Below are 23,357 nucleotides of genomic sequence, written 5' to 3'. Positions count from 1 at the left end.
CTAGGTTCTTGAATGTTATGCTTTACCAGAAAGCATTCCATACATAGTCATAGGTTTCAATGCATACACTTTCATTAACCAGTGGACCCATCTCTCAACTGTTGGGTCAAGCGGGAATGAAGGTGTTGGCGCAACAGTCCAGTCAAATTCCGCAAGCATCACTGTACCAATATCTGTAATCAATGGACAAACAGTATACCCTGCATATTTAGCCTCAAGCGTTTTACCGTTCATTAAAGCAATAAGATTGTCTACAAGCACTTTATACTGTTTTCTTATAGATCCACCTGTTTTACCCATTGGTACCTGCGCAATATCTCCTATAGCAAATACATTCTCGTATCTAATATGTTGAAGTGTCTCTTTGTTTACAGGCACCCAACCTTTAGCTGAACCTAGATCTGACTCTCCGATCTCTCTTGGAGCAAGTTGAGCAGGTGTAATATGCAAGAAATCGTAAGGAACTCTTATCTTTTCATGTTTAGGAATAACCTCATAATCTTTCATAACAGGATCCCATGGACCTTTCTCTTGCCACTTGGAATCAAAAACAGCGATCTTATTTTCTTTATCTACTTCTATAAGGTTGTGTCTGTAGTGCCACTTAAAGTTTTCTCTTTTAAACTGTCCAAGAATAGCATCATGGTATTCAGGTACACCGAACATTGCTCCACCATTTGGATAGAAAGTAAGTTCAGCATTCTCTCTTGCACCCTCTTCTTTAAGTCTTGCGTTTGCCAAATACATGATCTTTTTAGGGGCACCACCACATTTAATTGGTGTACTAGGATGCGTAAAAACAAAATTTGTTTTTTTACCGGATTTAGCTTGTGCTATATACTTTTGCATCTGCTCCCAAGTCTTAGTAGCTCCCTCTGCTGTATAGATCGAACATATACCATCATCACCCAGAGCCTTAAGAAGTTTTGTATTGTCACCAGCTGAATAAGCACGACCAGCTTCCTCTAAACCTTTAATTCTCTCAAAATCAAGCTGCAGACCAGCTGCAATAATAAGGTAATCATAAGAGACAACCTGACCTTTATCTGTAGTCAGTTTATTCTCCTGAGGATTAAAGAGTATCGCTTTTTCTTCGATCACTTTTACACCATCTGGCACAAAGTCATCTCTTTCGTAAGCGATGTCATCTTCATCCCAAATACCTGCACCAACTAAAGTTTGACCAGGTTGGTATGATGTAGATAATTTTTGAGGCTCGATCACTGTAATATCCGGATTGTCCAAATTAAGTGTTAATCTTGCTGCAGTACTCATACCTGCAAGACCACCACCTACGATCACTATTTTACCTTTTGCATCACTCTTTGCTACTTTCTCTTCTTCAGCAGCACTGGCACTCGTAGCAGTACCCATAAAGATACCGGCACCAGAGAGACCTGCTAGTTTCATAGCATCTCTTCTGCTCATGCCTTGCTTCGATAGATCTTCATCCATCTTCGATAACATTTTTTCAATATATTTCTTGTCCATATTTACCCTTTATTTTAAACCATTAACATATTTAGCAACAGCATCGATTTCATCCCAGGAGAGATCTGCTGTTACACTTCTCATTAATGCACCGTAGCCGTATTTGTTAAGTTGTTGGTAGTCTTTACTTTTTACTCCGCCTCTGTACTCTTTTAGTGTCTTGGCTACTTCAGCTGTATCCATACCAGCGATTTCAGAGTAGGTCACTCTTGATGAGCCTTCAAAACCAGTCTGCTTACCGTCTTTACCATGACAGTGAGTACACTCTTTTTCATAGATTTTATCAGCCTGTGGCGGCAATAGTAAACCAGACTTGTAAGGTACTGTGCCTTCAGAAGCAACAAGACCAATACTAGCCAATAGCATAGAAAGAACTATTTTTTTCATTTTAAACCTTATTTTTAAATTTTTTTATTTCCATTACCTGAAAATAAATAAAGTCGCCTATTATAATATTTTTTTGTTAATTGTAAAGAAAATTTATCAAAACTCTTAATTTAGTTCAAAAAAATAATCATTTAGTAACTTTAATATTTTACATAATAAACTATTATATTCTAAAGTATTTTATACTTATATGGATTCTAAAAGTCACCTTTTGCCCCGAGATCCATCATCTTATACATAGTATCTCTTACGTGTTCTGCCTTCTTCATCATTTCAAATTTATAACTTGTATTTATGCAATATAAAAAAGAAAAGTGTATAAAAAGTGAAGAGAAGTTAGAAGAGGAAATTAACAAAGGGGAAGCCCCCTTTGTTAAGAAAGATTAAGATTAAAATCTATATCTAAGGTAGAATCTAAAGTCTTGCGCTGCTTCAACAGTATTTGCAGCGAAGATTGCAGCTCCTGCCATTTCACCAGCAGTTTGCTGAGCAGTTTGCATATCCATACCTTGACCCATAAGGGCACCAGTGACAACACCAAGATTATGTGCACCATCTTGATCAATAGTACCACCCATCGCCGTAAATGCTGATGCACCAGCTTTCATATCATCAATTTTCATAGCATTACCGGAGAAGTTTCCAAAGAATCCTTGACTTCCTGCATAGTCATATGTAATATCAGTATATCTAACTTGTGCACTTAATGCATCTGTGAGTTGATATGTAAAATATGCTTCCCATGCATCACCACGAGCAGCTATCTTAGAACCGATCATAGTATCTTCAGCATACGTAAATGGTCTCCAGTATTGACTACCATGGTTAAATTCAAGACCAACCATACCTTTTTCTGTGACTGGCAATTGTGCACCAAACCAGTAAGAAGTACCTGTTTCACTGTCCGTAGAACCAAGCATTGCACTACCAACATCTGGTTCTGATTTACTCCAGGCAAACGAACCAAATATTTTTGCATCTGCAAAATAACCATCTTCCGTTATACCATCAACCAATACAGAAATTGCTGCACCCTGCATATCACCATACTGATTAAATGCTGATGGAGTCATAGCTAGACTTGGGTTCATTGGATTACCACTTATCTCTGGAATTGGATCCATTCCTGGAAGATCCCATGCTTTAAACCAAGTAGTTTTCACAATGTATTGACCATCATTATATGGTTCAAAGATAAATCCAGCCATATCGATATTTTCAAGAGCATCATCCGCATATGGTGTTGCAGTTTCAAACAATGGTGTTGCACTTGAAGAACCACGCCCCATACACAATTTGAAACTCAAACCAGGTACACCGGTAATATTTGAAAAATCAAGCTTAGTACTTAAACCATCAAATTCAACATTGATCACGTGAGCAAGTGGTGATGATGCAGGATCATCTTCTCTAAGATTTCCTATGAAACCAGACGTAGATGGTCTTCTACCTATAGAGAATGTCCAAGGCATATCAAGACCAAATGCAGTATCACCAAGATAGAGCCAATATGCTTCACTTACTTTAAGGTTATTATCAGCGAGTGCTGCATTTCCTGTCCAGTCAAACATCTGACCCAATCCATGTGCTCTTCCAGGATAACCAAAATCTGCACCGAATGCTTTGTTCATAGAGAGTCTACCCTTAAAGATATTATGACTATCCGGTGCATATGCCATATTTAACCAAAGTCTCAAGCTCATAAGAGCATCATTTCCAGCTGAAGCTCCATTTGCAATATCATAGTTAATGTTATCAACACCAGTTCTTAAGTCAACACCCCATTTGATGTTATCACCCGCGTCATGAGCTCTTACCTCATTGATCTTAGTGTTTTGCTTTGCAAGTTGCTTTTTTACTTCAGCTAACTCTGCCTCTAGTGAATTTAGTTGTGCAGATAAGCTAGATGCCCCTGCTACACCCGTTAACGCAAGTGACGCTACAAGTGATGCCGTTATGATTTTTTTCATAATTTACTCCTTTAATTTATGTTTGTCCAAAAACATGTATACCTAGTCTAGGGAATACATCCTAAGTTTAGACTTAAATTAACAAAGTATTAACCAATTTTAAAGTTATTTAATATTAACTTATAAAAGTTATAAGTGTGAAGGAATGATTTTAGGGCAAATATAAGGAGAAATATTAAAAAAGATAAGTGATTGCACTTCTCTAAAAGAGAAGCTATTTAAGAGGAGGAAGTAAAGAGCCCGACTTTTATGTTGGGCTCCTTAGTAAAGTAATATTTAGTATCTATAAGTGATAGCAAATCTTAAGTCTTGCGCTGTGATATCAACTTCCTCAGAATCAACCCAGCCGGCACAGTTTACATTTGGAGTGTAATCATGCTGTGCATATGTGTATCTTACCTGAGCAGGCAAATATTTTACACCAAAAAGATCAAAGTTCCAATATGCTTCGAAAGCATCACCACGAACCGCTATTTTAGATCCTATCGCAGTATCTTCAGCCCATGTCATAGGAGTCCAGTATTTTGAACCGTGGTTGTATTCAAAACCGATCTTACCGTTATCAGTGATCATATCCGGGATGATCACACCAGCCCAGATAGAAGTACCGTCCTGGCTTCCACCATTTTCAGAACCAAGAAGTTGATATCCATTATCTGCATTATAGTTTGCATAAGCACCAGATATAAATACAGTAGTATTATCGAGGAAATCACTGATCTCATCACCAATACCGTCTATTTTAAGACCTACAGAGAATAAGTCTGCTGTACCGGCAGCAGCTTTTTTAGTGGTCGGATCATTATACTTTTGTCCTTTAGTATTGAAGATATGCGCCCATTGATACATTAACTGATATGTCCCATCATTGTAAGCATCACCAACTGTAACAAAAAAGTCAACATTTTCATCATCACCATCTTTTTCAGCATATGGCGGATCCCATGGTTTTGAACCAGCAACACCACCATATACACCTTCTTGATCACCTGTATGTGCACGACCATACACGAACTTGGTGTAAGCACCAGACACAAAACGATCCCAACCAAATTTCACCATTACTGCATTGACTTCCATATTCGTAATATGTGCAAGTGGTGATCCTGGATTATCCTCATTTTCTCTATAGTTAGCTAAAAAACCATTCGTTGATGGACGACGTCCGATAGAAAGGCTAACTGGTTGCTCTCCTACGTCAGTAGAGTAAACAAAGTATGCCTCTTTTACTCGCAGAACTGTATCAGTTGCCTTAGAGGATGCAGACCAGTCTTTGAGTCCCATAGATTCATCATATATATGTGCGCCCCAAGTTGAATAGATCGCAAGTTTACCTTTAAAGATCAAACCCTCCATAGGTGCAGCCGCCATAGTAAGGTAAAGTCTGCTTGTTAAAAGCGAGTTGTTTGAAGCTGTTTCACCAGTATCATTATCTTTATAATCTAAAACATCAACAGCATTTCTAAAATCAACACCAAATTTAATATTGTCAAATGCATCATGTTTTTTCACCTCTTTAAGTGTTGTATCAGTTTTTGAGAGTTTTTTCTCTAAGTCCGCTACTCTTTCCTCAAGTTCAGCATTAGTTGCAGCCTGTAAACTTGTCAATGCAAATGTTGCCACTAATGACATTGCTATCATCTTTCTCATATTGTTACCTCTTTTATAAATTTTGTAGCAATTTTATCGAAAGTATCATTAAATTATTATTAGTTTATTTTATTATTTTAATAAGTTCAAATTATGAATTTTATATTGAATATTTTCTTATTTTACATTTTAAATAGCAATAATTTTATATATTATAGATAATTAAAAAAGATAGTAAATACAAATAAAGAAACAATCAAAAAAGAATATTATATAGTTATTTAGAGTAACAATAATTAGATAGAAGATGAAACAAAGAGCCTAAAAAAAACAAGGAGGTTATATCTAGGGAGATATGAGGAAAGGCTCTTCTATAAAAGATAGCCAAAGAGCAAACAAGGAAGTTTACAATTTTGGACAAGGAGTAAAACAAGCTCTTCAGAGATGCTACCTTTTCTAATAACATTATAAACGATAGGAGTTAATGACGAGTAAATAGATGATTAATCAATAGTTTTATCATCAGAATCAGTTAAGAGTTAAGAGTTAAGAGTTAAGAACTTTGACATATGATAGCTATTTGTCAAGAAAGATATACAAAGGCAATACCTTGTCCGAACAAAGATCAGCAAACCATAAAAGTAATTTGTACACGCCAGTCCTTTGCATTTTGTTTTTTTGGGTTCGTTCTTTTATTTGTTGCATCAACAAATAAAAAAAGGAACAAGAAGAAAGTAAATAAAAGATAAAAATAATAGCAAAGAGATAAAAGTCAGAATAAAGTAAAAGTAAAGAACAATAGCAATAAGAATAAAAAGTAAAGATATTGATAAGAGTAAAAGTTGATTATTATTTGAGATTGAAGATTAGAAATTAAACTCAATGTGGCAGCGACCTACATTTCCACAGACGTAGCCTGCAGTATTATCGGCGATGGGAGGCTTGACTTCCAGGTTCGGAATGGAGCTGGGTATGACCCTCCCTCTAGCCCCACCACAAAGAGAAGAAAGAACACCGATATGTGCTTTCTTTTCTCTGTATTGAGTTTAGAGAAACTTAGTATTGTTAAGAGTCTAGACATAATGTTGATTTTGGGTAAATTACAATCTTACAAGGACTTAATGTTATTAAGTTTGCACTTAATAAGGTAGTACCTATTGAAGAATAAAGTAAATACAGACGATCTATTAGTACTGGTCAGCTAAATGTCTTTCAACACTTACACACCCAGCCTATCAACGCAGTAGTCTTCTGCGGATCTTCAGGGATGATTCATCTTGGAGTTGGCTTCCCGCTTAGATGCCTTCAGCGGTTATCTCATCCGAACATAGCTACCCAGCGATGCCCTTGGCAGGACAACTGGTACACCAGTGGTTCGTTCACCCCGGTCCTCTCGTACTAGGGGCAACTCTCCTCAATCATCCAACGCCCACGGCAGATAGGGACCGAACTGTCTCACGACGTTCTGAACCCAGCTCGCGTACCACTTTAAACGGCGAACAGCCGTACCCTTGGGACCTGCTTCAGCCCCAGGATGTGATGAGCCGACATCGAGGTGCCAAACCTCCCCGTCGATGTGAGCTCTTGGGGGAGATCAGCCTGTTATCCCCGGCGTACCTTTTATCCTTTGAGCGATGGCCCTTCCACACAGAACCACCGGATCACTATGACCGACTTTCGTCTCTGCTCGACATGTACGTCTCGCAGTTAAGCTGGCTTGTACCATTATACTCTGCTATCGATTTCCAACCGATATGAGCCAACCTTTGTAAGCCTCCGTTACTTTTTAGGAGGCGACCGCCCCAGTCAAACTACCCACCAGACATTGTCCTCCTTGGGGATAACCCAAGCAAGTTAGCAATCAGAATATATAAGGGTGGTATCTCAAGGATAGCTCACCATAATCTAGCGACTATGGATCAAAGCCTCCCACCTATCCTGCACAAATATATCCCAATTGCAGTGTCAAGCTATAGTAAAGGTGCACGGGGTCTTTCCGTCTTGCCGCGGGTAGGAGGAATTTTCACCTCCACTACAATTTCACTGGATCCCTGGTTGAGACAGCTCCCATCTCGTTACGCCATTCATGCAGGTCGGTATTTAACCGACAAGGAATTTCGCTACCTTAGGACCGTTATAGTTACGGCCGCCGTTTACTTGGGCTTCGATCAAGAGCTTCGCGATAAATCGCTAACCCCATCAATTAACCTTCAAGCACCGGGCAGGCGTCACACCTTATACATCCTCTTACGAGTTAGCAAAGTGCTGTGTTTTTGATAAACAGTCGGGAGGGACTCTTTGTTGCAACCTCTTCCGCTTTCTGGAGTAAATCCATATACAGAAGGAGGCACACCTTATTCCGAAGTTACGGTGCTAGTTTGCAGAGTTCCTTAACCAGGGTTCTTCCACGCGCCTTAGAATACTCATCTCACCCACCTGTGTCGGTTTACGGTACGGGCAACTAATAATACACTTAGAGGCTTTTCTTGGCACGACGGTATCAACGATTCTGAATCATCTCCGAAGAGCGTCATCAGCCTGTCAGGTCTCGAAAACAGCCGGCGGATTTTCCTATCCAGCTTATCTACACCCTTCGAGCCACTATTCCATCAGTGACCTCGTTTAACCCTATGCGTCCCCCCTTCGTACTAAACTATTAGTTGGTATTGGAATATTAACCAATTTGCCATCGCTTACCCCTTTCGGACTCAGCTTAGGACCCGACTAACCCTACATTGACGAGCATCGTGTAGGAACCCTTGGGTTTACGGCGAACGGGATTCTCACCCGTTTTATCGCTACTCATGCCTGCATGCTCACTTCTAGCCGCTCCACCACTCCTTACCGGTATGGCTTCAATGCTGACTAGAACGCTCTCCTACCACTTGAACTATTGTTCAAATCTACGACTTCGGTGTCTATTTTAGCCCCGTTATATCTTCGGCGCAGAATCGCTAGACCAGTGAGCTGTTACGCTTTCTTTAAAGGATGGCTGCTTCTAAGCCAACCTCCTGGTTGTCTAAGCAACTCCACATCCTTTTCCACTTAAATAGAACTTTGGGACCTTAGTCGGTAGTCTGGGCTGTTTCCCTTTCGACATAGGATTTTATCACCCTACGCCTGACTGCCATGAATTCACATGAGGTATTCGGAGTTTGACTGGGTTTGGTACCTTGGTATAGGCCCTAGCCCAATCAGTGCTCTACCCCCTCATGCTTCGAACATGACGCTATACCTAAATATATTTCGGAGAGAACCAGCTATCACTAAGTTTGATTGGCCTTTCACCCCTATCCACAGGTCATCGGAGAAGTTTTAAACCTTCACCCGTTCGGTCCTCCACTAGCTCTTACACCAGCTTCAACCTGCCCATGGATAGATCACTTAGTTTCGGGTCTACAGCAACTAACTAGCGCCCTATTAAGACTCGCTTTCGCTACGGCTTCTCGTTTGATTAACCTTGCTAGTCACCATAACTCGCAGGCTCATTATGCAAAAGGCAGTCCATCACCCCGCGTAAAGCATGGGGCTCTGAATGATTGTAGGCAGATGGTTTCAGGTTCTATTTCACTCCGCTTGCCGCGGTTCTTTTCACCTTTCCCTCACGGTACTGGTTCACTATCGATCCTGAAGTAGTATTTAGCCTTGGAAGGTGGTCCTCCCATATTCAGTCAGGGTTTCACGTGTCCCGACCTACTCGAATAGTCTAAGATTAGTTTTCATATACGGGACTTTCACCCTCTTCGGTCTAGCATTCCAGCTAATTCTATTAACACCTCAAAGATTTTAGGGCTGTTCCCGTTTCGCTCGCCGCTACTAGGGGAATCTCGGTTGATTTCTTTTCCTGTGGGTACTGAGATGTTTCACTTCCCCACGTTCGCTCCTCGAAAGGTGATGTGCATCGCTACACACCGGGTTGCCCCATTCGGAAATCCAGGGATCAAAGCTTCTTGGCAGCTCCCCCTGGCTTATCGCAGCCTAGTACGTCCTTCATCGCCTCTTCTGGTCTAGGCATCCACCATCTGCCCTTAGATTAATTTAATTAATTCTAAGGTACTACCTTATTAAATGCAAATGAGTCATTGTTATATGATTCGTTTGTGTTGTTTAATAAGTTTGAAGTTCTTACACTTCGTTTTTATTGAGTTTCTTGCACATGAAAGTTTATTACCATATAAATATGATAATAAAAATTTTATGTTAAATTGTAATTTGTTTTGTAAAACTTTCGATGTTGTAATAAATTACGCATCTATGTTTTGCAACATTACGTTAGACTCTTAACAATAATAAGTTAAATAACTTTAGACAAATGTCTAATAAAAATATTTAAAGTAAATACTTTTATTAAACATATGGTGGGCGTACCAGGACTTGAACCTGGGACCTCACCCTTATCAGGGGTGCACTCTAACCAGCTGAGCTATACGCCCACATGCAGTAGTACATCAAAGATCCTAATAATCTTTGACAACCAAACATAAGTTATTGATTGAACAATTTAAACAAGTCATTGTCTTTTGTGTTGTTGTTCATATATTGTGAGATACATGAACTATACTCTTGAAAGGAGGTGATCCAACCGCAGGTTCTCCTACGGTTACCTTGTTACGACTTCACCCCAGTCGCTAATTCCACCGTGGAGGGTAGCCAGTTTAGCTTCCCCGCTTCGGGTGAAATCAACTCCCATGGTGTGACGGGCGGTGAGTACAAGACCCGGGAACGTATTCACCGTAGCATAGCTGATCTACGATTACTAGTGATTCCAGCTTCATGTAGTCGAGTTGCAGACTACAATCCGAACTGAGACCAGGTTTATAGATTTGCTCCACCTCACGGTATTGCGTCTCATTGTCCTGGCCATTGTAGCACGTGTGTTGCCCTAGCCGTAAGGGCCATGATGACTTGACGTCGTCCTCACCTTCCTCCTCCTTACGAAGGCAGTCTCACTAGAGTCCTCGGCCGAACCGTTAGTAACTAGTGACGAGGGTTGCGCTCGTTGCGGGACTTAACCCAACATCTCACGACACGAGCTGACGACAGCCGTGCAGCACCTGTATAAAAGCTCCCGAAGGCACCTCTGCATCTCTGCGGAGTTCTAATATATGTCAAGGCTAGGTAAGGTTCTTCGCGTATCTTCGAATTAAACCACATGCTCCACCACTTGTGCGGGTCCCCGTCTATTCCTTTGAGTTTTAATCTTGCGACCGTACTCCCCAGGCGGAATGTTTAATGCGTTAGCTGCATCACCGAATAGACTAGCTACCCGACGACTAACATTCATCGTTTAGGGCGTGGACTACCAGGGTATCTAATCCTGTTTGCTCCCCACGCTTTCGCGCCTCAGCGTCAGTACTGTTCCAGAAGATCGCCTTCGCTTTTGGTATTCCTAGTTATCTCTACGGATTTTACCCCTACACAACTAATTCCATCTTCCCCTCCCAGACTCTAGCCTAATAGTTTTGGATGCAGTTCTACGGTTGAGCCGTAGGCTTTCACATCCAACTTAATAGGCCGCCTGCGCGCGCTTTACGCCCAGTGATTCCGAGTAACGCTTGCACCCTCCGTATTACCGCGGCTGCTGGCACGGAGTTAGCCGGTGCTTATTCATATGGTACCGTCATTATCTTCCCATATAAAAGGAGTTTACGCACCGAAATGTGTCATCCTCCACGCGGCGTTGCTGCATCAGAGTTTCCTCCATTGTGCAATATTCCCCACTGCTGCCTCCCGTAGGAGTCTGGACCGTGTCTCAGTTCCAGTGTGGCTGATCATCCTCTCAGACCAGCTAGGCGTCATAGGCTTGGTAGGCTCTTACCCTACCAACTACCTGATACCATATAGTCTCATCCCTTAGCGAAAAAACATTTCCCAACTTCCATTAAGGAAGAAGGAGTATGAGGTATTAGCTACCGTTTCCAGTAGTTATCCCTCTCTAAGGGGCAAATTAACTATACATTACTCACCCGTCCGCCACTTAGCTGACATCCTAGCAAGCTAGGACCGTTCTCGTTCGACTTGCATGTGTTAAGCACGCCGCCAGCGTTCACTCTGAGCCAGGATCAAACTCTCCATTAAAAATGAAATGGTTTGAACCATTGTCAAAGAATCACTTAATTTATTTCTAAATAAGTTATATCTTTATCCAATTTTTTAAAAATTGGTAAAATTAAAACTCAAATAGACGTTGATTTGTTTACTTATATTTGGTTGTCAAAGATCATTCAATAACACTCTTGCTAGCAACTCGCTAACCGTCCATGTGTTGTTGGACGCGTATTATAGCACCGACTTTCTTTATTGTCAAGGGTTTTCTGAGAATTTGTGAAAATTCTTTGAAAATAATCAACAATGCCCTAATATACGTGCTTTTAGATAGATATAATTTATCTACTAAAGACCGAAGAGCCTAAAAAAAACAAGGGGGTTATATCTAGGGAGATATGAGGAAAGGCTCTTCTATAAAAGATAGCCAAAGAGCAAACAAGGAAGTTTACAATTTTTGGACAAGGAGTAAAACAAGCTCTTCAGAGATGCTACCTTTTCTAATAACATTATAAACGATGGGGATTAATAGAGAGTAAATAGACGATTAATCAATAGTTTTATCATCAGAATTAGTTAAGAGTTAAGAGTTAAGAGTTAAGAGTTAAGAGTTAAGAACTTTGACATATGATAGCTATTTGTCAAGAAAGATATACAAAGGCAATACCTTGTCCGAACAAAGATCAGCAAACCATAAAAGTAATTTGTACACGCCAGTCCTTTGCATTTTGTTTTTTTGGGTTCGTTCTTTTATTTGTTGCATCAACAAATAAAAAAAGGAACAAGAAGAAAGTAAATAAAAGATAAAAATAATAGCAAAGAGATAAAAGTCAGAATAAAGTAAAAGTAAAGAACAATAGCAATAAGAATAAAAAGTAAAGATATTGATAAGAGTAAAAGTTGATTATTATTTGAGATTGAAGATTAGAAATTAAACTCAATGTGGCAGCGACCTACATTTCCACAGACGTAGCCTGCAGTATTATCGGCGATGGGAGGCTTGACTTCCAGGTTCGGAATGGAGCTGGGTATGACCCTCCCTCTAGCCCCACCACAAAGAGAAGAAAGAACACCGATATGTGCTTTCTTTTCTCTGTATTGAGTTTAGAGAAACTTAGTATTGTTAAGAGTCTAGACATAATGTTGATTTTGGGTAAATTACAATCTTACAAGGACTTAATGTTATTAAGTTTGCACTTAATAAGGTAGTACCTATTGAAGAATAAAGTAAATACAGACGATCTATTAGTACTGGTCAGCTAAATGTCTTTCAACACTTACACACCCAGCCTATCAACGCAGTAGTCTTCTGCGGATCTTCAGGGATGATTCATCTTGGAGTTGGCTTCCCGCTTAGATGCCTTCAGCGGTTATCTCATCCGAACATAGCTACCCAGCGATGCCCTTGGCAGGACAACTGGTACACCAGTGGTTCGTTCACCCCGGTCCTCTCGTACTAGGGGCAACTCTCCTCAATCATCCAACGCCCACGGCAGATAGGGACCGAACTGTCTCACGACGTTCTGAACCCAGCTCGCGTACCACTTTAAACGGCGAACAGCCGTACCCTTGGGACCTGCTTCAGCCCCAGGATGTGATGAGCCGACATCGAGGTGCCAAACCTCCCCGTCGATGTGAGCTCTTGGGGGAGATCAGCCTGTTATCCCCGGCGTACCTTTTATCCTTTGAGCGATGGCCCTTCCACACAGAACCACCGGATCACTATGACCGACTTTCGTCTCTGCTCGACATGTACGTCTCGCAGTTAAGCTGGCTTGTACCATTATACTCTGCTATCGATTTCCAACCGATATGAGCCAACCTTTGTAAGCCTCCGTTACTTTTTAGGAGGCGACCGCCCCAGTCAAACTACCCACCAGACATTGTCCTCCTTGGGGATAACCCAAGCAAGTTAGCAATCAGAATATATAAGGGTGGTATCTCAAGGATAGCTCACCATAATCTAGCGACTATGGATCAAAGCCTCCCACCTATCCTGCACAAATATATCCCAATTGCAGTGTCAAGCTATAGTAAAGGTGCACGGGGTCTTTCCGTCTTGCCGCGGGTAGGAGGAATTTTCACCTCCACTACAATTTCACTGGATCCCTGGTTGAGACAGCTCCCATCTCGTTACGCCATTCATGCAGGTCGGTATTTAACCGACAAGGAATTTCGCTACCTTAGGACCGTTATAGTTACGGCCGCCGTTTACTTGGGCTTCGATCAAGAGCTTCGCGATAAATCGCTAACCCCATCAATTAACCTTCAAGCACCGGGCAGGCGTCACACCTTATACATCCTCTTACGAGTTAGCAAAGTGCTGTGTTTTTGATAAACAGTCGGGAGGGACTCTTTGTTGCAACCTCTTCCGCTTTCTGGAGTAAATCCATATACAGAAGGAGGCACACCTTATTCCGAAGTTACGGTGCTAGTTTGCAGAGTTCCTTAACCAGGGTTCTTCCACGCGCCTTAGAATACTCATCTCACCCACCTGTGTCGGTTTACGGTACGGGCAACTAATAATACACTTAGAGGCTTTTCTTGGCACGACGGTATCAACGATTCTGAATCATCTCCGAAGAGCGTCATCAGCCTGTCAGGTCTCGAAAACAGCCGGCGGATTTTCCTATCCAGCTTATCTACACCCTTCGAGCCACTATTCCATCAGTGACCTCGTTTAACCCTATGCGTCCCCCCTTCGTACTAAACTATTAGTTGGTATTGGAATATTAACCAATTTGCCATCGCTTACCCCTTTCGGACTCAGCTTAGGACCCGACTAACCCTACATTGACGAGCATCGTGTAGGAACCCTTGGGTTTACGGCGAACGGGATTCTCACCCGTTTTATCGCTACTCATGCCTGCATGCTCACTTCTAGCCGCTCCACCACTCCTTACCGGTATGGCTTCAATGCTGACTAGAACGCTCTCCTACCACTTGAACTATTGTTCAAATCTACGACTTCGGTGTCTATTTTAGCCCCGTTATATCTTCGGCGCAGAATCGCTAGACCAGTGAGCTGTTACGCTTTCTTTAAAGGATGGCTGCTTCTAAGCCAACCTCCTGGTTGTCTAAGCAACTCCACATCCTTTTCCACTTAAATAGAACTTTGGGACCTTAGTCGGTAGTCTGGGCTGTTTCCCTTTCGACATAGGATTTTATCACCCTACGCCTGACTGCCATGAATTCACATGAGGTATTCGGAGTTTGACTGGGTTTGGTACCTTGGTATAGGCCCTAGCCCAATCAGTGCTCTACCCCCTCATGCTTCGAACATGACGCTATACCTAAATATATTTCGGAGAGAACCAGCTATCACTAAGTTTGATTGGCCTTTCACCCCTATCCACAGGTCATCGGAGAAGTTTTAAACCTTCACCCGTTCGGTCCTCCACTAGCTCTTACACCAGCTTCAACCTGCCCATGGATAGATCACTTAGTTTCGGGTCTACAGCAACTAACTAGCGCCCTATTAAGACTCGCTTTCGCTACGGCTTCTCGTTTGATTAACCTTGCTAGTCACCATAACTCGCAGGCTCATTATGCAAAAGGCAGTCCATCACCCCGCGTAAAGCATGGGGCTCTGAATGATTGTAGGCAGATGGTTTCAGGTTCTATTTCACTCCGCTTGCCGCGGTTCTTTTCACCTTTCCCTCACGGTACTGGTTCACTATCGATCCTGAAGTAGTATTTAGCCTTGGAAGGTGGTCCTCCCATATTCAGTCAGGGTTTCACGTGTCCCGACCTACTCGAATAGTCTAAGATTAGTTTTCATATACGGGACTTTCACCCTCTTCGGTCTAGCATTCCAGCTAATTCTATTAACACCTCAAAGATTTTAGGGCTGTTCCCGTTTCGCTCGCCGCTACTAGGGGAATCTCGGTTGATTTCTTTTCCTGTGGGTACTGAGATGTTTCACTTCCCCACGTTCGCTCCTCGAAAGGTGATGTGCATCGCTACACACCGGGTTGCCCCATTCGGAAATCCAGGGATCAAAGCTTCTTGGCAGCTCCCCCTGGCTTATCGCAGCCTAGTACGTCCTTCATCGCCTCTTCTGGTCTAGGCATCCACCATCTGCCCTTAGATTAATTTAATTAATTCTAAGGTACTACCTTATTAAATGCAAATGAGTCATTATTATATGATTCGTTTGTGTTGTTTAATAAGTTTGAAGTTCTTACACTTCGTTTTTATTGAGTTTCTTGCACATGAAAGATATTACTATTGAATAAATTCGCTAATAATATTTTTATGTTAAATTGTAATTTGTTTTGTAAAACTTTCGATGTTGTAATAAATTACGTCATCTATGTTTTGCAACATTACGTTAGACTCTTAACAATAATAAGTTAAATAACTTTAGGTGTAAAACCTAATAGAAAAACTCTTTGAATTCTTCTATTAAGTTTTTGCATTCCATCATCTCTTTCGAAATGGTGGAGAATAACGGGATCGAACCGATGACCTCCTGCGTGCAAAGCAGGCGCTCTCCCAGCTGAGCTAATTCCCCAGGCATAATACACTGTGTGTAATATAAGTCAAAGATCCTAATAATCTTTGACAACCAAACATAAGTTATTGATTGAACAATTTAAACAAGTCATTGTCTTTTGTGTTGTTGTTCATATATTGTGAGATACATGAACTATACTCTTGAAAGGAGGTGATCCAACCGCAGGTTCTCCTACGGTTACCTTGTTACGACTTCACCCCAGTCGCTAATTCCACCGTGGAGGGTAGCCAGTTTAGCTTCCCCGCTTCGGGTGAAATCAACTCCCATGGTGTGACGGGCGGTGAGTACAAGACCCGGGAACGTATTCACCGTAGCATAGCTGATCTACGATTACTAGTGATTCCAGCTTCATGTAGTCGAGTTGCAGACTACAATCCGAACTGAGACCAGGTTTATAGATTTGCTCCACCTCACGGTATTGCGTCTCATTGTCCTGGCCATTGTAGCACGTGTGTTGCCCTAGCCGTAAGGGCCATGATGACTTGACGTCGTCCTCACCTTCCTCCTCCTTACGAAGGCAGTCTCACTAGAGTCCTCGGCCGAACCGTTAGTAACTAGTGACGAGGGTTGCGCTCGTTGCGGGACTTAACCCAACATCTCACGACACGAGCTGACGACAGCCGTGCAGCACCTGTATAAAAGCTCCCGAAGGCACCTCTGCATCTCTGCGGAGTTCTAATATATGTCAAGGCTAGGTAAGGTTCTTCGCGTATCTTCGAATTAAACCACATGCTCCACCACTTGTGCGGGTCCCCGTCTATTCCTTTGAGTTTTAATCTTGCGACCGTACTCCCCAGGCGGAATGTTTAATGCGTTAGCTGCATCACCGAATAGACTAGCTACCCGACGACTAACATTCATCGTTTAGGGCGTGGACTACCAGGGTATCTAATCCTGTTTGCTCCCCACGCTTTCGCGCCTCAGCGTCAGTACTGTTCCAGAAGATCGCCTTCGCTTTTGGTATTCCTAGTTATCTCTACGGATTTTACCCCTACACAACTAATTCCATCTTCCCCTCCCAGACTCTAGCCTAATAGTTTTGGATGCAGTTCTACGGTTGAGCCGTAGGCTTTCACATCCAACTTAATAGGCCGCCTGCGCGCGCTTTACGCCCAGTGATTCCGAGTAACGCTTGCACCCTCCGTATTACCGCGGCTGCTGGCACGGAGTTAGCCGGTGCTTATTCATATGGTACCGTCATTATCTTCCCATATAAAAGGAGTTTACGCACCGAAATGTGTCATCCTCCACGCGGCGTTGCTGCATCAGAGTTTCCTCCATTGTGCAATATTCCCCACTGCTGCCTCCCGTAGGAGTCTGGACCGTGTCTCAGTTCCAGTGTGGCTGATCATCCTCTCAGACCAGCTAGGCGTCATAGGCTTGGTAGGCTCTTACCCTACCAACTACCTGATACCATATAGTCTCATCCCTTAGCGAAAAAACATTTCCCAACTTCCATTAAGGAAGAAGGAGTATGAGGTATTAGCTACCGTTTCCAGTAGTTATCCCTCTCTAAGGGGCAAATTAACTATACATTACTCACCCGTCCGCCACTTAGCTGACATCCTAGCAAGCTAGGACCGTTCTCGTTCGACTTGCATGTGTTAAGCACGCCGCCAGCGTTCACTCTGAGCCAGGATCAAACTCTCCATTAAAAATGAAATGGTTTGAACCATTGTCAAAGAATCACTTAATTTATTTCTAAATAAGTTATATCTTTATCCAATTTTTTAAAAATTGGTAAAATTAAAACTCAAATAGACGTTGATTTGTTTACTTATATTTGGTTGTCAAAGATCATTCAATAACACTCTTGCTAGCAACTCGCTAACCGTCCATGTGTTGTTGGACGCGTATTATAGCACCGACTTTCTTTATTGTCAAGGGTTTTTGCAAATTTGTTCAATTTTTTTATATATTTCATTTATTCTTACATTATATATAGAATATAGATCTTTTATATCTTTTTTTAAGACAACTTAATTTACAATAACTCCTAACTATACTAAGGAGACACTATGCGATTACTTTTTATCTCTTTTATTTTATTATTTATTTCTGGATGTATGGAGACTCCTGAGCTTTCCCCTTCGAAAGAAGTTATCGCCCAAGATCAAATAAAGTCCAACATAACAGAAGCTGAAAAAGCAAAAGAAGAATATATTAAGCTTCAAAAACAACGTAGCAGCGAGTAAAACATCCTATTGAACCCTTCAACGTAACTCTATGCCTAGGTTTTAAAAATCTCTTGCAAAATCTTACATTTACAAAACCCATCATGAATGCCCAAGGTTATTCAGAGAATTCAGTTAACCTTAGATTAATCTGACTGCACTATACTTCCATTAAATTCAATAATTCAGAAGGAATAACATGGCTTTATATGATAGAAACTATACGTCAGCAGATGCTGGCTATGTACAAGAAGGGGCTTCAGTAAGTTTTATGAAGCGAACCTACCAACTTTTAGCAGCAAGTATGATTGCAGCAGCAGCAGGGGCCTATGTTACTATGCCTTATGCAGAAACTGTTATGCAATACAAGTGGTTCATTTTTGGATTTGAACTCTTTATGCTTTTCATTGGACTTGGAATGACAAGAAACAAACCAGGATTAAACTTGGCAGCACTCTTTATCTTTACATTTGCAACAGGTATCTCTTTGGTACCTCTTTTAGCCTCACTTATTGGTGCAGGTAATGGTGCGGTGATCGGAAATGCTTTCTTGATGACTTCTGTACTTTTTGGTGCACTCAGTCTTTTTGCTATTAACTCTAAGACAGATTACTCTAGTTGGGGGAAACCACTTTTTATCACACTTATCGTGGTTATCATCGCTTCATTAATTAATGTGTTTGTACTTCAGAGTCCTATGATGCACGTGATCATTACAGCTGGTATTTTACTTTTATTTTCTTTCTTTACTATCTATGATACACAGAATATTGCAAATGGTGCCTATGATTCACCGGTAGATGCAGCAGTTTCACTTTACTTGGATTTCCTCAATATGTTTACAGCCCTACTCCAACTTCTTGGAATCTTTGGCGGCGACGACTAAAAAAGAAACTTTGGAGAAGATTGGCATCTTAATAATAGATACCAATCTTAACCAACCTAACAAACTACAGTAAAATAGCCTTAATAAAAAACACTTCAAACTCAAAATAATCTAAAATATATACTATTATTTCCCACTTCATCACTATTTCAATATAGTTTGGGTATAATCCCCGAAATTATACCCAAATTCAGTTTGGGCTACTCAACAAAGTAAAGAGGAATAGATGACATCAACACTTTTAATTGTACAAATCGTATTGGCACTTGCTATTACAATTGCTGTACTATTGCAAAAAAGCTCCAGTATAGGTCTGGGCGCATATAGCGGAAGCAACGAATCAGTATTTGGAGCAAAGGGGCCTACAGGTTTTCTTGCAAAACTTACATTTACACTTGCTTTTGCATTTATAGTCAATACATTGGCTTTAGGGTATCTTTATACTTCAGAAAGTAAAAGTTCTGTCGCTGATACGATCGTTCCTAAAAACAATGCTGCTGTTCCTGCCGTACCAGCAAGCCCTGAAACTCCAGCAAGTACAACTCCTGCAGCACCCTCTGCACCAACAACTAAATAAATTATTTTTCAAGAAGGTTATCCTTCTTGATATCTTCATTCTGCATATTATCTAAACCATTACTAACGTACATATTACCTAGTGGGCTAATAGCAAGGTAAAAAAGGGTAAAATTTCCTTAAAATAATACCAAGGAGATGGTTATGATCAATGAAATTCTTGAACATACAACTGAAAATATGGACAAAAGCATAGATGCTTTAAAAAGAGACTTTGCCACACTTAGAACAGGGAAAGTCACTACTGGGATCGTAGACAACATTAAAGTAGATTACTATGGTACGATGACAGCACTCACTCAAGTGGGCAATGTTATTGCTACAGATGCCACAACTATCAGTATTACACCATGGGAGAAAAGTCTTTTAGGTGCTATTGAAAAAGCGATTCAAGAAGCAAATATTGGTGTAAATCCAAATAATGATGGAGACTTCATCAAACTCTTTTTCCCACCAATGACAAGTGAACAAAGAACAGAAATTGTAAAACAAGCAAAAGGTATGGTAGAACATGCAAAAGTTTCTGTCAGAAATGTAAGAAAAGATGGAAATGATCAGATAAAAAAGCTTGAAAAAGAGAAAGAGATCAGTGAAGATGAATCTAAAAAGGCACAAGATCAAGTACAAAAAATCACTGATGAGCATATTGCAAAAATAGATGAAGCTTTCAAAACCAAAGAAGCAGATATCCTAAAGGTTTAATGATGAATGTTGAACAGGTATATAAAGATGCCAATGCTCTACTTGATGGGCACTTTCTTCTTGCAAGTGGTAATCACTCACGTAGATACCTTCAAAGTGCAAAAGTACTTGAGTATCCGAAAAAAGCCTCTTTGCTCACAGATGCTCTTGCAAAGATGATCTCAGATAGCGGTATTGATGTAGATACTGTATGTGCTCCGGCATTGGGTGGTGTACTTGCAGGCTATGAATTGGCTCGTTCCCTTGATGTACGTTCTATTTTTGTTGAAAAAAAAGAGGGCGGAATGGAACTTCGCCGTGGATTTGAAGTTGCACAGGGTGAAAAGATCATTATCTGTGAAGACATCATCACTACTGGCGGATCTGCGCTAAAAGCTGCCCAAGCTATAGAAGCTCTAGGAGGTAAGGTTGTTGCCTTTGCATCACTGGCTAACAGAGGTTTTTGTAAACGTGTTGGCGGAAATGATACAGCAAAAGCTGAATGCAGTTTACCACATGATATACCTCTATTTTCACTTGATGACTTTACTTTTGAAATGTTTACTCCAGAAGAGTGTCCTATGTGTAAAGAGGGCAGTACAGCGATCAAGCCTGGAAGCAAGAGCTAACTGCTCCTTTTAAAAATGGGTTTATTACCCATTTTTTATATTCTCCATACCACAGCGCATAACTCTACATCTATATCGGTCTTTCGTGGTTTGATCTTAAATTCTTCTATTGCATAATTTTCTACATCAAATTTTTCATTTAATGCATCTATCTTATCTTCAAGTTCATATTCTAACGCTTCCATATCTTCTTGTATAGCTACTATACGCTCTTCTGCCCTACTCATATCTCCACGTTCTTTCAGTACCTTAGAACCTTTTCGTAATGCAGCACCTATCTTTGTAGGACTTGCCTTCCCAAAAAGTGCACCTAGAACAGCGATACCTGTTTCTATCATGGAGTTAGTAGAATCTGACGACTCTTTTTCTACACGTTCTTTAGCACGGGAGAGTCTATCTGTAAGCACTTTCTCTTTTGTACCATAACGTATCTGTAGTTTTTCTATCTCACTCTCTTTTTTGTCTTTTAAAATATCTTGTAGCCTTACGATAAAATCAGAATGGGACTCCTCTACTTTAGATTCCAGCTTAGGGGAGACACAACGTAAAAGATCCAAGCTTTGTTCCTGATAAAGCGTCTCTTTAAGCTCTCTTATGGCCTTTTTAAGGCCTTTGTCTTCCAATATGATCTTTGGGAGTGACTGGAACTTTGCTTTACTGGGTGCAGTGTGTGGAAATTTTTGAAAATCAAAATCCTCTTCTACTGCATCATCCCATCTGATATTCTGTTGTTTACTTTCCAGTGTCAATGAAAGATTAAGTTCCCTCTCCTCATCTATCCCTCTTCGTTGACTGTAGAAGTGCACTTTTACTTTTGCCATAAGTGTTGCCACAAAATGATTTTCTTCTGAAGCGTCCGGTTCAAAATATTGAGGAATAGACTTATCTATATGTTGAAAACTTTCAAGTGTTTCATTGTTCCGTATAAGCGTATCTACTGTTTCCTTCTTTATATTCTGAGCTTCTTTTTGTACTTGCATAAGTGTTGATATCTCATCTTTTTTTAGCGGTCCTTTAAGGTAGCTCATGACCCAGCGTGTTGTAAAAAGACGTATATCATCCAAATGTGCACTTTTCAGGAAAAAGGTTCTCTTTTTTAAATTTGCCAATAGTTGTCTGATCTCACCCTTGTCAAAGCTGGAACCTACCTTTCCTCCCAATCCGTCTATCACTCTATTTATATCTTGGGTTGTTTGCAGTCGTCCTATGATCCATGTCCCGATATTTGAAAGTCCTTTATAGTCCAGATCTGTTGGATTTTGTGTACTAAGAACAACACCTATACCAAAAGCTCTTGCTTGTTTTAAGAGAAGCAGCATAGGCTCTTTACTTGGAGGGTTTTTAGTAGGAGGGAAGAACCCAGCTATCTCATCCATATAGAGCAGTGTTTTTAGAGCTGACGTACCACTTTGTTGACGCATCCATGCGATATATTTGTTGAGTAACAGTGTGACAAAAAACATACGCTCCTCATCATTCAGATGGGAAATGGAAAAGATAGCTATTTTAGCTTTACCCTTTTCATCATAAAGGAGCTTTTGGATATCTAAACTATCCCCTTGCAGCCAAAGTGAAAAACCAGGGCTTGCAAGCAATGAATTGAACTTTGTAGCAAGCTTAAAGCGAGCATCCTGTGGATAAAAGTCATCTAAAGGGAGTACACCTATCTTTTTAAATGAAGGATTGATGATCTTTCCTATGATACCTTCTATGCTCAGATCTTCATCTGCCAACCAAACTTTTGTGATGATCTGTGCAAGAAGGATATACTCTTTTGAGTCTAAAGGGTCAGCATCTATGCCCACTAAAGAGAGCAAAGATGTAGTAGTACTTTTTAGATAGGAAGCAAAAGTATCACTGTCTTCCATGATCTGGGCAGGGGGTGTTTCAAGCGAAGACATAATATTGATGGCTACACCTGCGGAACTTCCAGGAGTATAGATAGTTTTTTTAACTTGATGGAATTTCTCTACACGCTGGGCATTTTGTCCAGAACTTTCAATACCCTCTTTCCACATAGCGGATATCTTCTTGGCATACTCACATACATCTGCTTCTTTAGCTTTAGCTTCATCTTTTACCCATGGTTCAAAAGAAGCAGAAGAAAAACTTGGATCAGTGAGGCAGAGGTCACCCATATCTCCTTTGGGGTCTATGACAATAGAAGGGATATTATCTATAGCCGCTTCTTCTATAATACCTACCCCAAGTCCTGTCTTACCAGAACCTGTCATCCCTATGATAGCAGCATGTGTCGTAAAGTTTTTATTTTTAAGCAGAGTAAGTGCTTCCGTGGCTTCCATTGTCGTTTTATTTACATCTTTCCCCAGATAAAACAACCCTAACTTTTCATATATTTCCTGCATACAACACCCCCCCCCTTGTTCTCTCAGTAATAGATATTCTCTC

The 23,357-nt window shown here is 40.9% G+C and carries 10 protein-coding genes, 2 tRNA genes and 6 rRNA genes; 5 read left to right on the top strand and 13 right to left on the bottom strand.

Features of this window, described 5'->3' with window-relative positions:
- Positions 1-15: 15 nt before the first annotated feature.
- The 12 genes from ACLHDG_RS00420 to ACLHDG_RS00365 form a co-directional block, all read right to left on the bottom strand.
- Positions 16-1,491 (bottom strand): NAD(P)/FAD-dependent oxidoreductase, encoded by a 1,476-nt coding sequence (locus tag ACLHDG_RS00420; RefSeq protein ID WP_415407020.1) that lies wholly within the window; start codon positions 1,489-1,491, stop codon positions 16-18.
- A 9-nt stretch (positions 1,492-1,500) separates the two neighbouring features.
- Complete coding sequence (locus ACLHDG_RS00415) at positions 1,501-1,878, bottom strand: c-type cytochrome (protein ID WP_415407019.1); 378 nt, start codon at positions 1,876-1,878, stop codon at positions 1,501-1,503.
- A 389-nt stretch (positions 1,879-2,267) separates the two neighbouring features.
- Positions 2,268-3,848, bottom strand: coding sequence for a DUF3373 family protein (locus ACLHDG_RS00410; RefSeq protein WP_415407018.1), 1,581 nt, complete (start codon positions 3,846-3,848; stop codon positions 2,268-2,270).
- Between the two features lie 276 nt (positions 3,849-4,124).
- On the bottom strand, positions 4,125-5,498 hold the full coding sequence (locus tag ACLHDG_RS00405; protein ID WP_415407017.1) for a DUF3373 family protein: 1,374 nt from the start codon (positions 5,496-5,498) through the stop codon (positions 4,125-4,127).
- An 822-nt stretch (positions 5,499-6,320) separates the two neighbouring features.
- Positions 6,321-6,436: ribosomal RNA gene (gene rrf, locus ACLHDG_RS00400) — 5S ribosomal RNA — on the bottom strand.
- Between the two features lie 168 nt (positions 6,437-6,604).
- Positions 6,605-9,481, bottom strand: a 23S ribosomal RNA gene (locus ACLHDG_RS00395).
- 313 nt (positions 9,482-9,794) lie between these two features.
- Positions 9,795-9,871, bottom strand: a tRNA-Ile gene (locus ACLHDG_RS00390).
- Between the two features lie 133 nt (positions 9,872-10,004).
- A 16S ribosomal RNA gene (locus ACLHDG_RS00385) occupies positions 10,005-11,516 on the bottom strand.
- Positions 11,517-12,423: 907 nt separating this feature from the next.
- A 5S ribosomal RNA gene (gene rrf, locus ACLHDG_RS00380) occupies positions 12,424-12,539 on the bottom strand.
- A 168-nt stretch (positions 12,540-12,707) separates the two neighbouring features.
- Positions 12,708-15,584: ribosomal RNA gene (locus tag ACLHDG_RS00375) — 23S ribosomal RNA — on the bottom strand.
- A gap of 339 nt (positions 15,585-15,923) precedes the next feature.
- Positions 15,924-15,999: transfer RNA gene (locus ACLHDG_RS00370), tRNA-Ala, on the bottom strand.
- A gap of 146 nt (positions 16,000-16,145) precedes the next feature.
- Positions 16,146-17,657, bottom strand: a 16S ribosomal RNA gene (locus ACLHDG_RS00365).
- Together the 16S, 23S and 5S rRNA genes with 2 tRNA genes alongside form the textbook arrangement of a ribosomal RNA operon.
- A 363-nt stretch (positions 17,658-18,020) precedes the next feature.
- Between ACLHDG_RS00365 and ACLHDG_RS00360 the strand changes: the two genes are divergently transcribed.
- From ACLHDG_RS00360 to pyrE, 5 genes are all read left to right on the top strand, one after another.
- Complete coding sequence (locus tag ACLHDG_RS00360; protein WP_415407016.1) at positions 18,021-18,197, top strand: hypothetical protein; 177 nt, start codon at positions 18,021-18,023, stop codon at positions 18,195-18,197.
- A gap of 178 nt (positions 18,198-18,375) precedes the next feature.
- Positions 18,376-19,062 carry a Bax inhibitor-1 family protein gene (locus ACLHDG_RS00355; RefSeq protein WP_415407015.1) on the top strand — a complete coding sequence of 229 codons (687 nt, stop codon included), beginning with the start codon at positions 18,376-18,378 and terminating at the stop codon, positions 19,060-19,062.
- Between the two features lie 226 nt (positions 19,063-19,288).
- The gene (gene secG, locus ACLHDG_RS00350) at positions 19,289-19,639 is read left to right on the top strand and encodes a preprotein translocase subunit SecG (RefSeq protein ID WP_415407014.1); all 351 of its coding nucleotides are present in this window, start codon (positions 19,289-19,291) and stop codon (positions 19,637-19,639) included.
- Positions 19,640-19,782: 143 nt separating this feature from the next.
- Positions 19,783-20,340: a ribosome recycling factor gene (frr, locus tag ACLHDG_RS00345; protein ID WP_415407013.1), complete on the top strand. Its 558-nt coding sequence runs from the start codon at positions 19,783-19,785 to the stop codon at positions 20,338-20,340.
- A gap of 2 nt (positions 20,341-20,342) precedes the next feature.
- Complete coding sequence (gene pyrE, locus ACLHDG_RS00340) at positions 20,343-20,948, top strand: orotate phosphoribosyltransferase (RefSeq protein WP_415407012.1); 606 nt, start codon at positions 20,343-20,345, stop codon at positions 20,946-20,948.
- 35 nt (positions 20,949-20,983) lie between these two features.
- Here the strand turns inward: pyrE and ACLHDG_RS00335 are convergent, their stop codons facing one another.
- The gene (locus tag ACLHDG_RS00335) at positions 20,984-23,314 is read right to left on the bottom strand and encodes a helicase HerA domain-containing protein (RefSeq protein WP_415407011.1); all 2,331 of its coding nucleotides are present in this window, start codon (positions 23,312-23,314) and stop codon (positions 20,984-20,986) included.
- Positions 23,315-23,357: the final 43 nt, after the last annotated feature.

This window comes from Sulfurovum iocasae, from assembly GCF_047716765.1.
GTDB lineage: Bacteria > Campylobacterota > Campylobacteria > Campylobacterales > Sulfurovaceae > Sulfurovum.
This window is presented reverse-complemented; position numbering and strand designations above follow the sequence as displayed.

Bases quoted from the DNA above. Each gene is read 5' to 3' on its own strand.
- ACLHDG_RS00420 (WP_415407020.1), bottom strand. From the start codon at position 1,491: ATGGACAAGAAATATATTGAAAAAATGTTATCGAAGATGGATGAAGAT.
- ACLHDG_RS00415 (WP_415407019.1), bottom strand. From the start codon at position 1,878: ATGAAAAAAATAGTTCTTTCTATGCTATTGGCTAGTATTGGTCTTGTT.
- ACLHDG_RS00410 (WP_415407018.1), bottom strand. From the start codon at position 3,848: ATGAAAAAAATCATAACGGCATCACTTGTAGCGTCACTTGCGTTAACG.
- ACLHDG_RS00405 (WP_415407017.1), bottom strand. From the start codon at position 5,498: ATGAGAAAGATGATAGCAATGTCATTAGTGGCAACATTTGCATTGACA.
- ACLHDG_RS00360 (WP_415407016.1), top strand. From the start codon at position 18,021: ATGCGATTACTTTTTATCTCTTTTATTTTATTATTTATTTCTGGATGT.
- ACLHDG_RS00355 (WP_415407015.1), top strand. From the start codon at position 18,376: ATGGCTTTATATGATAGAAACTATACGTCAGCAGATGCTGGCTATGTA.
- secG (WP_415407014.1), top strand. From the start codon at position 19,289: ATGACATCAACACTTTTAATTGTACAAATCGTATTGGCACTTGCTATT.
- frr (WP_415407013.1), top strand. From the start codon at position 19,783: ATGATCAATGAAATTCTTGAACATACAACTGAAAATATGGACAAAAGC.
- pyrE (WP_415407012.1), top strand. From the start codon at position 20,343: ATGAATGTTGAACAGGTATATAAAGATGCCAATGCTCTACTTGATGGG.
- ACLHDG_RS00335 (WP_415407011.1), bottom strand. From the start codon at position 23,314: ATGCAGGAAATATATGAAAAGTTAGGGTTGTTTTATCTGGGGAAAGAT.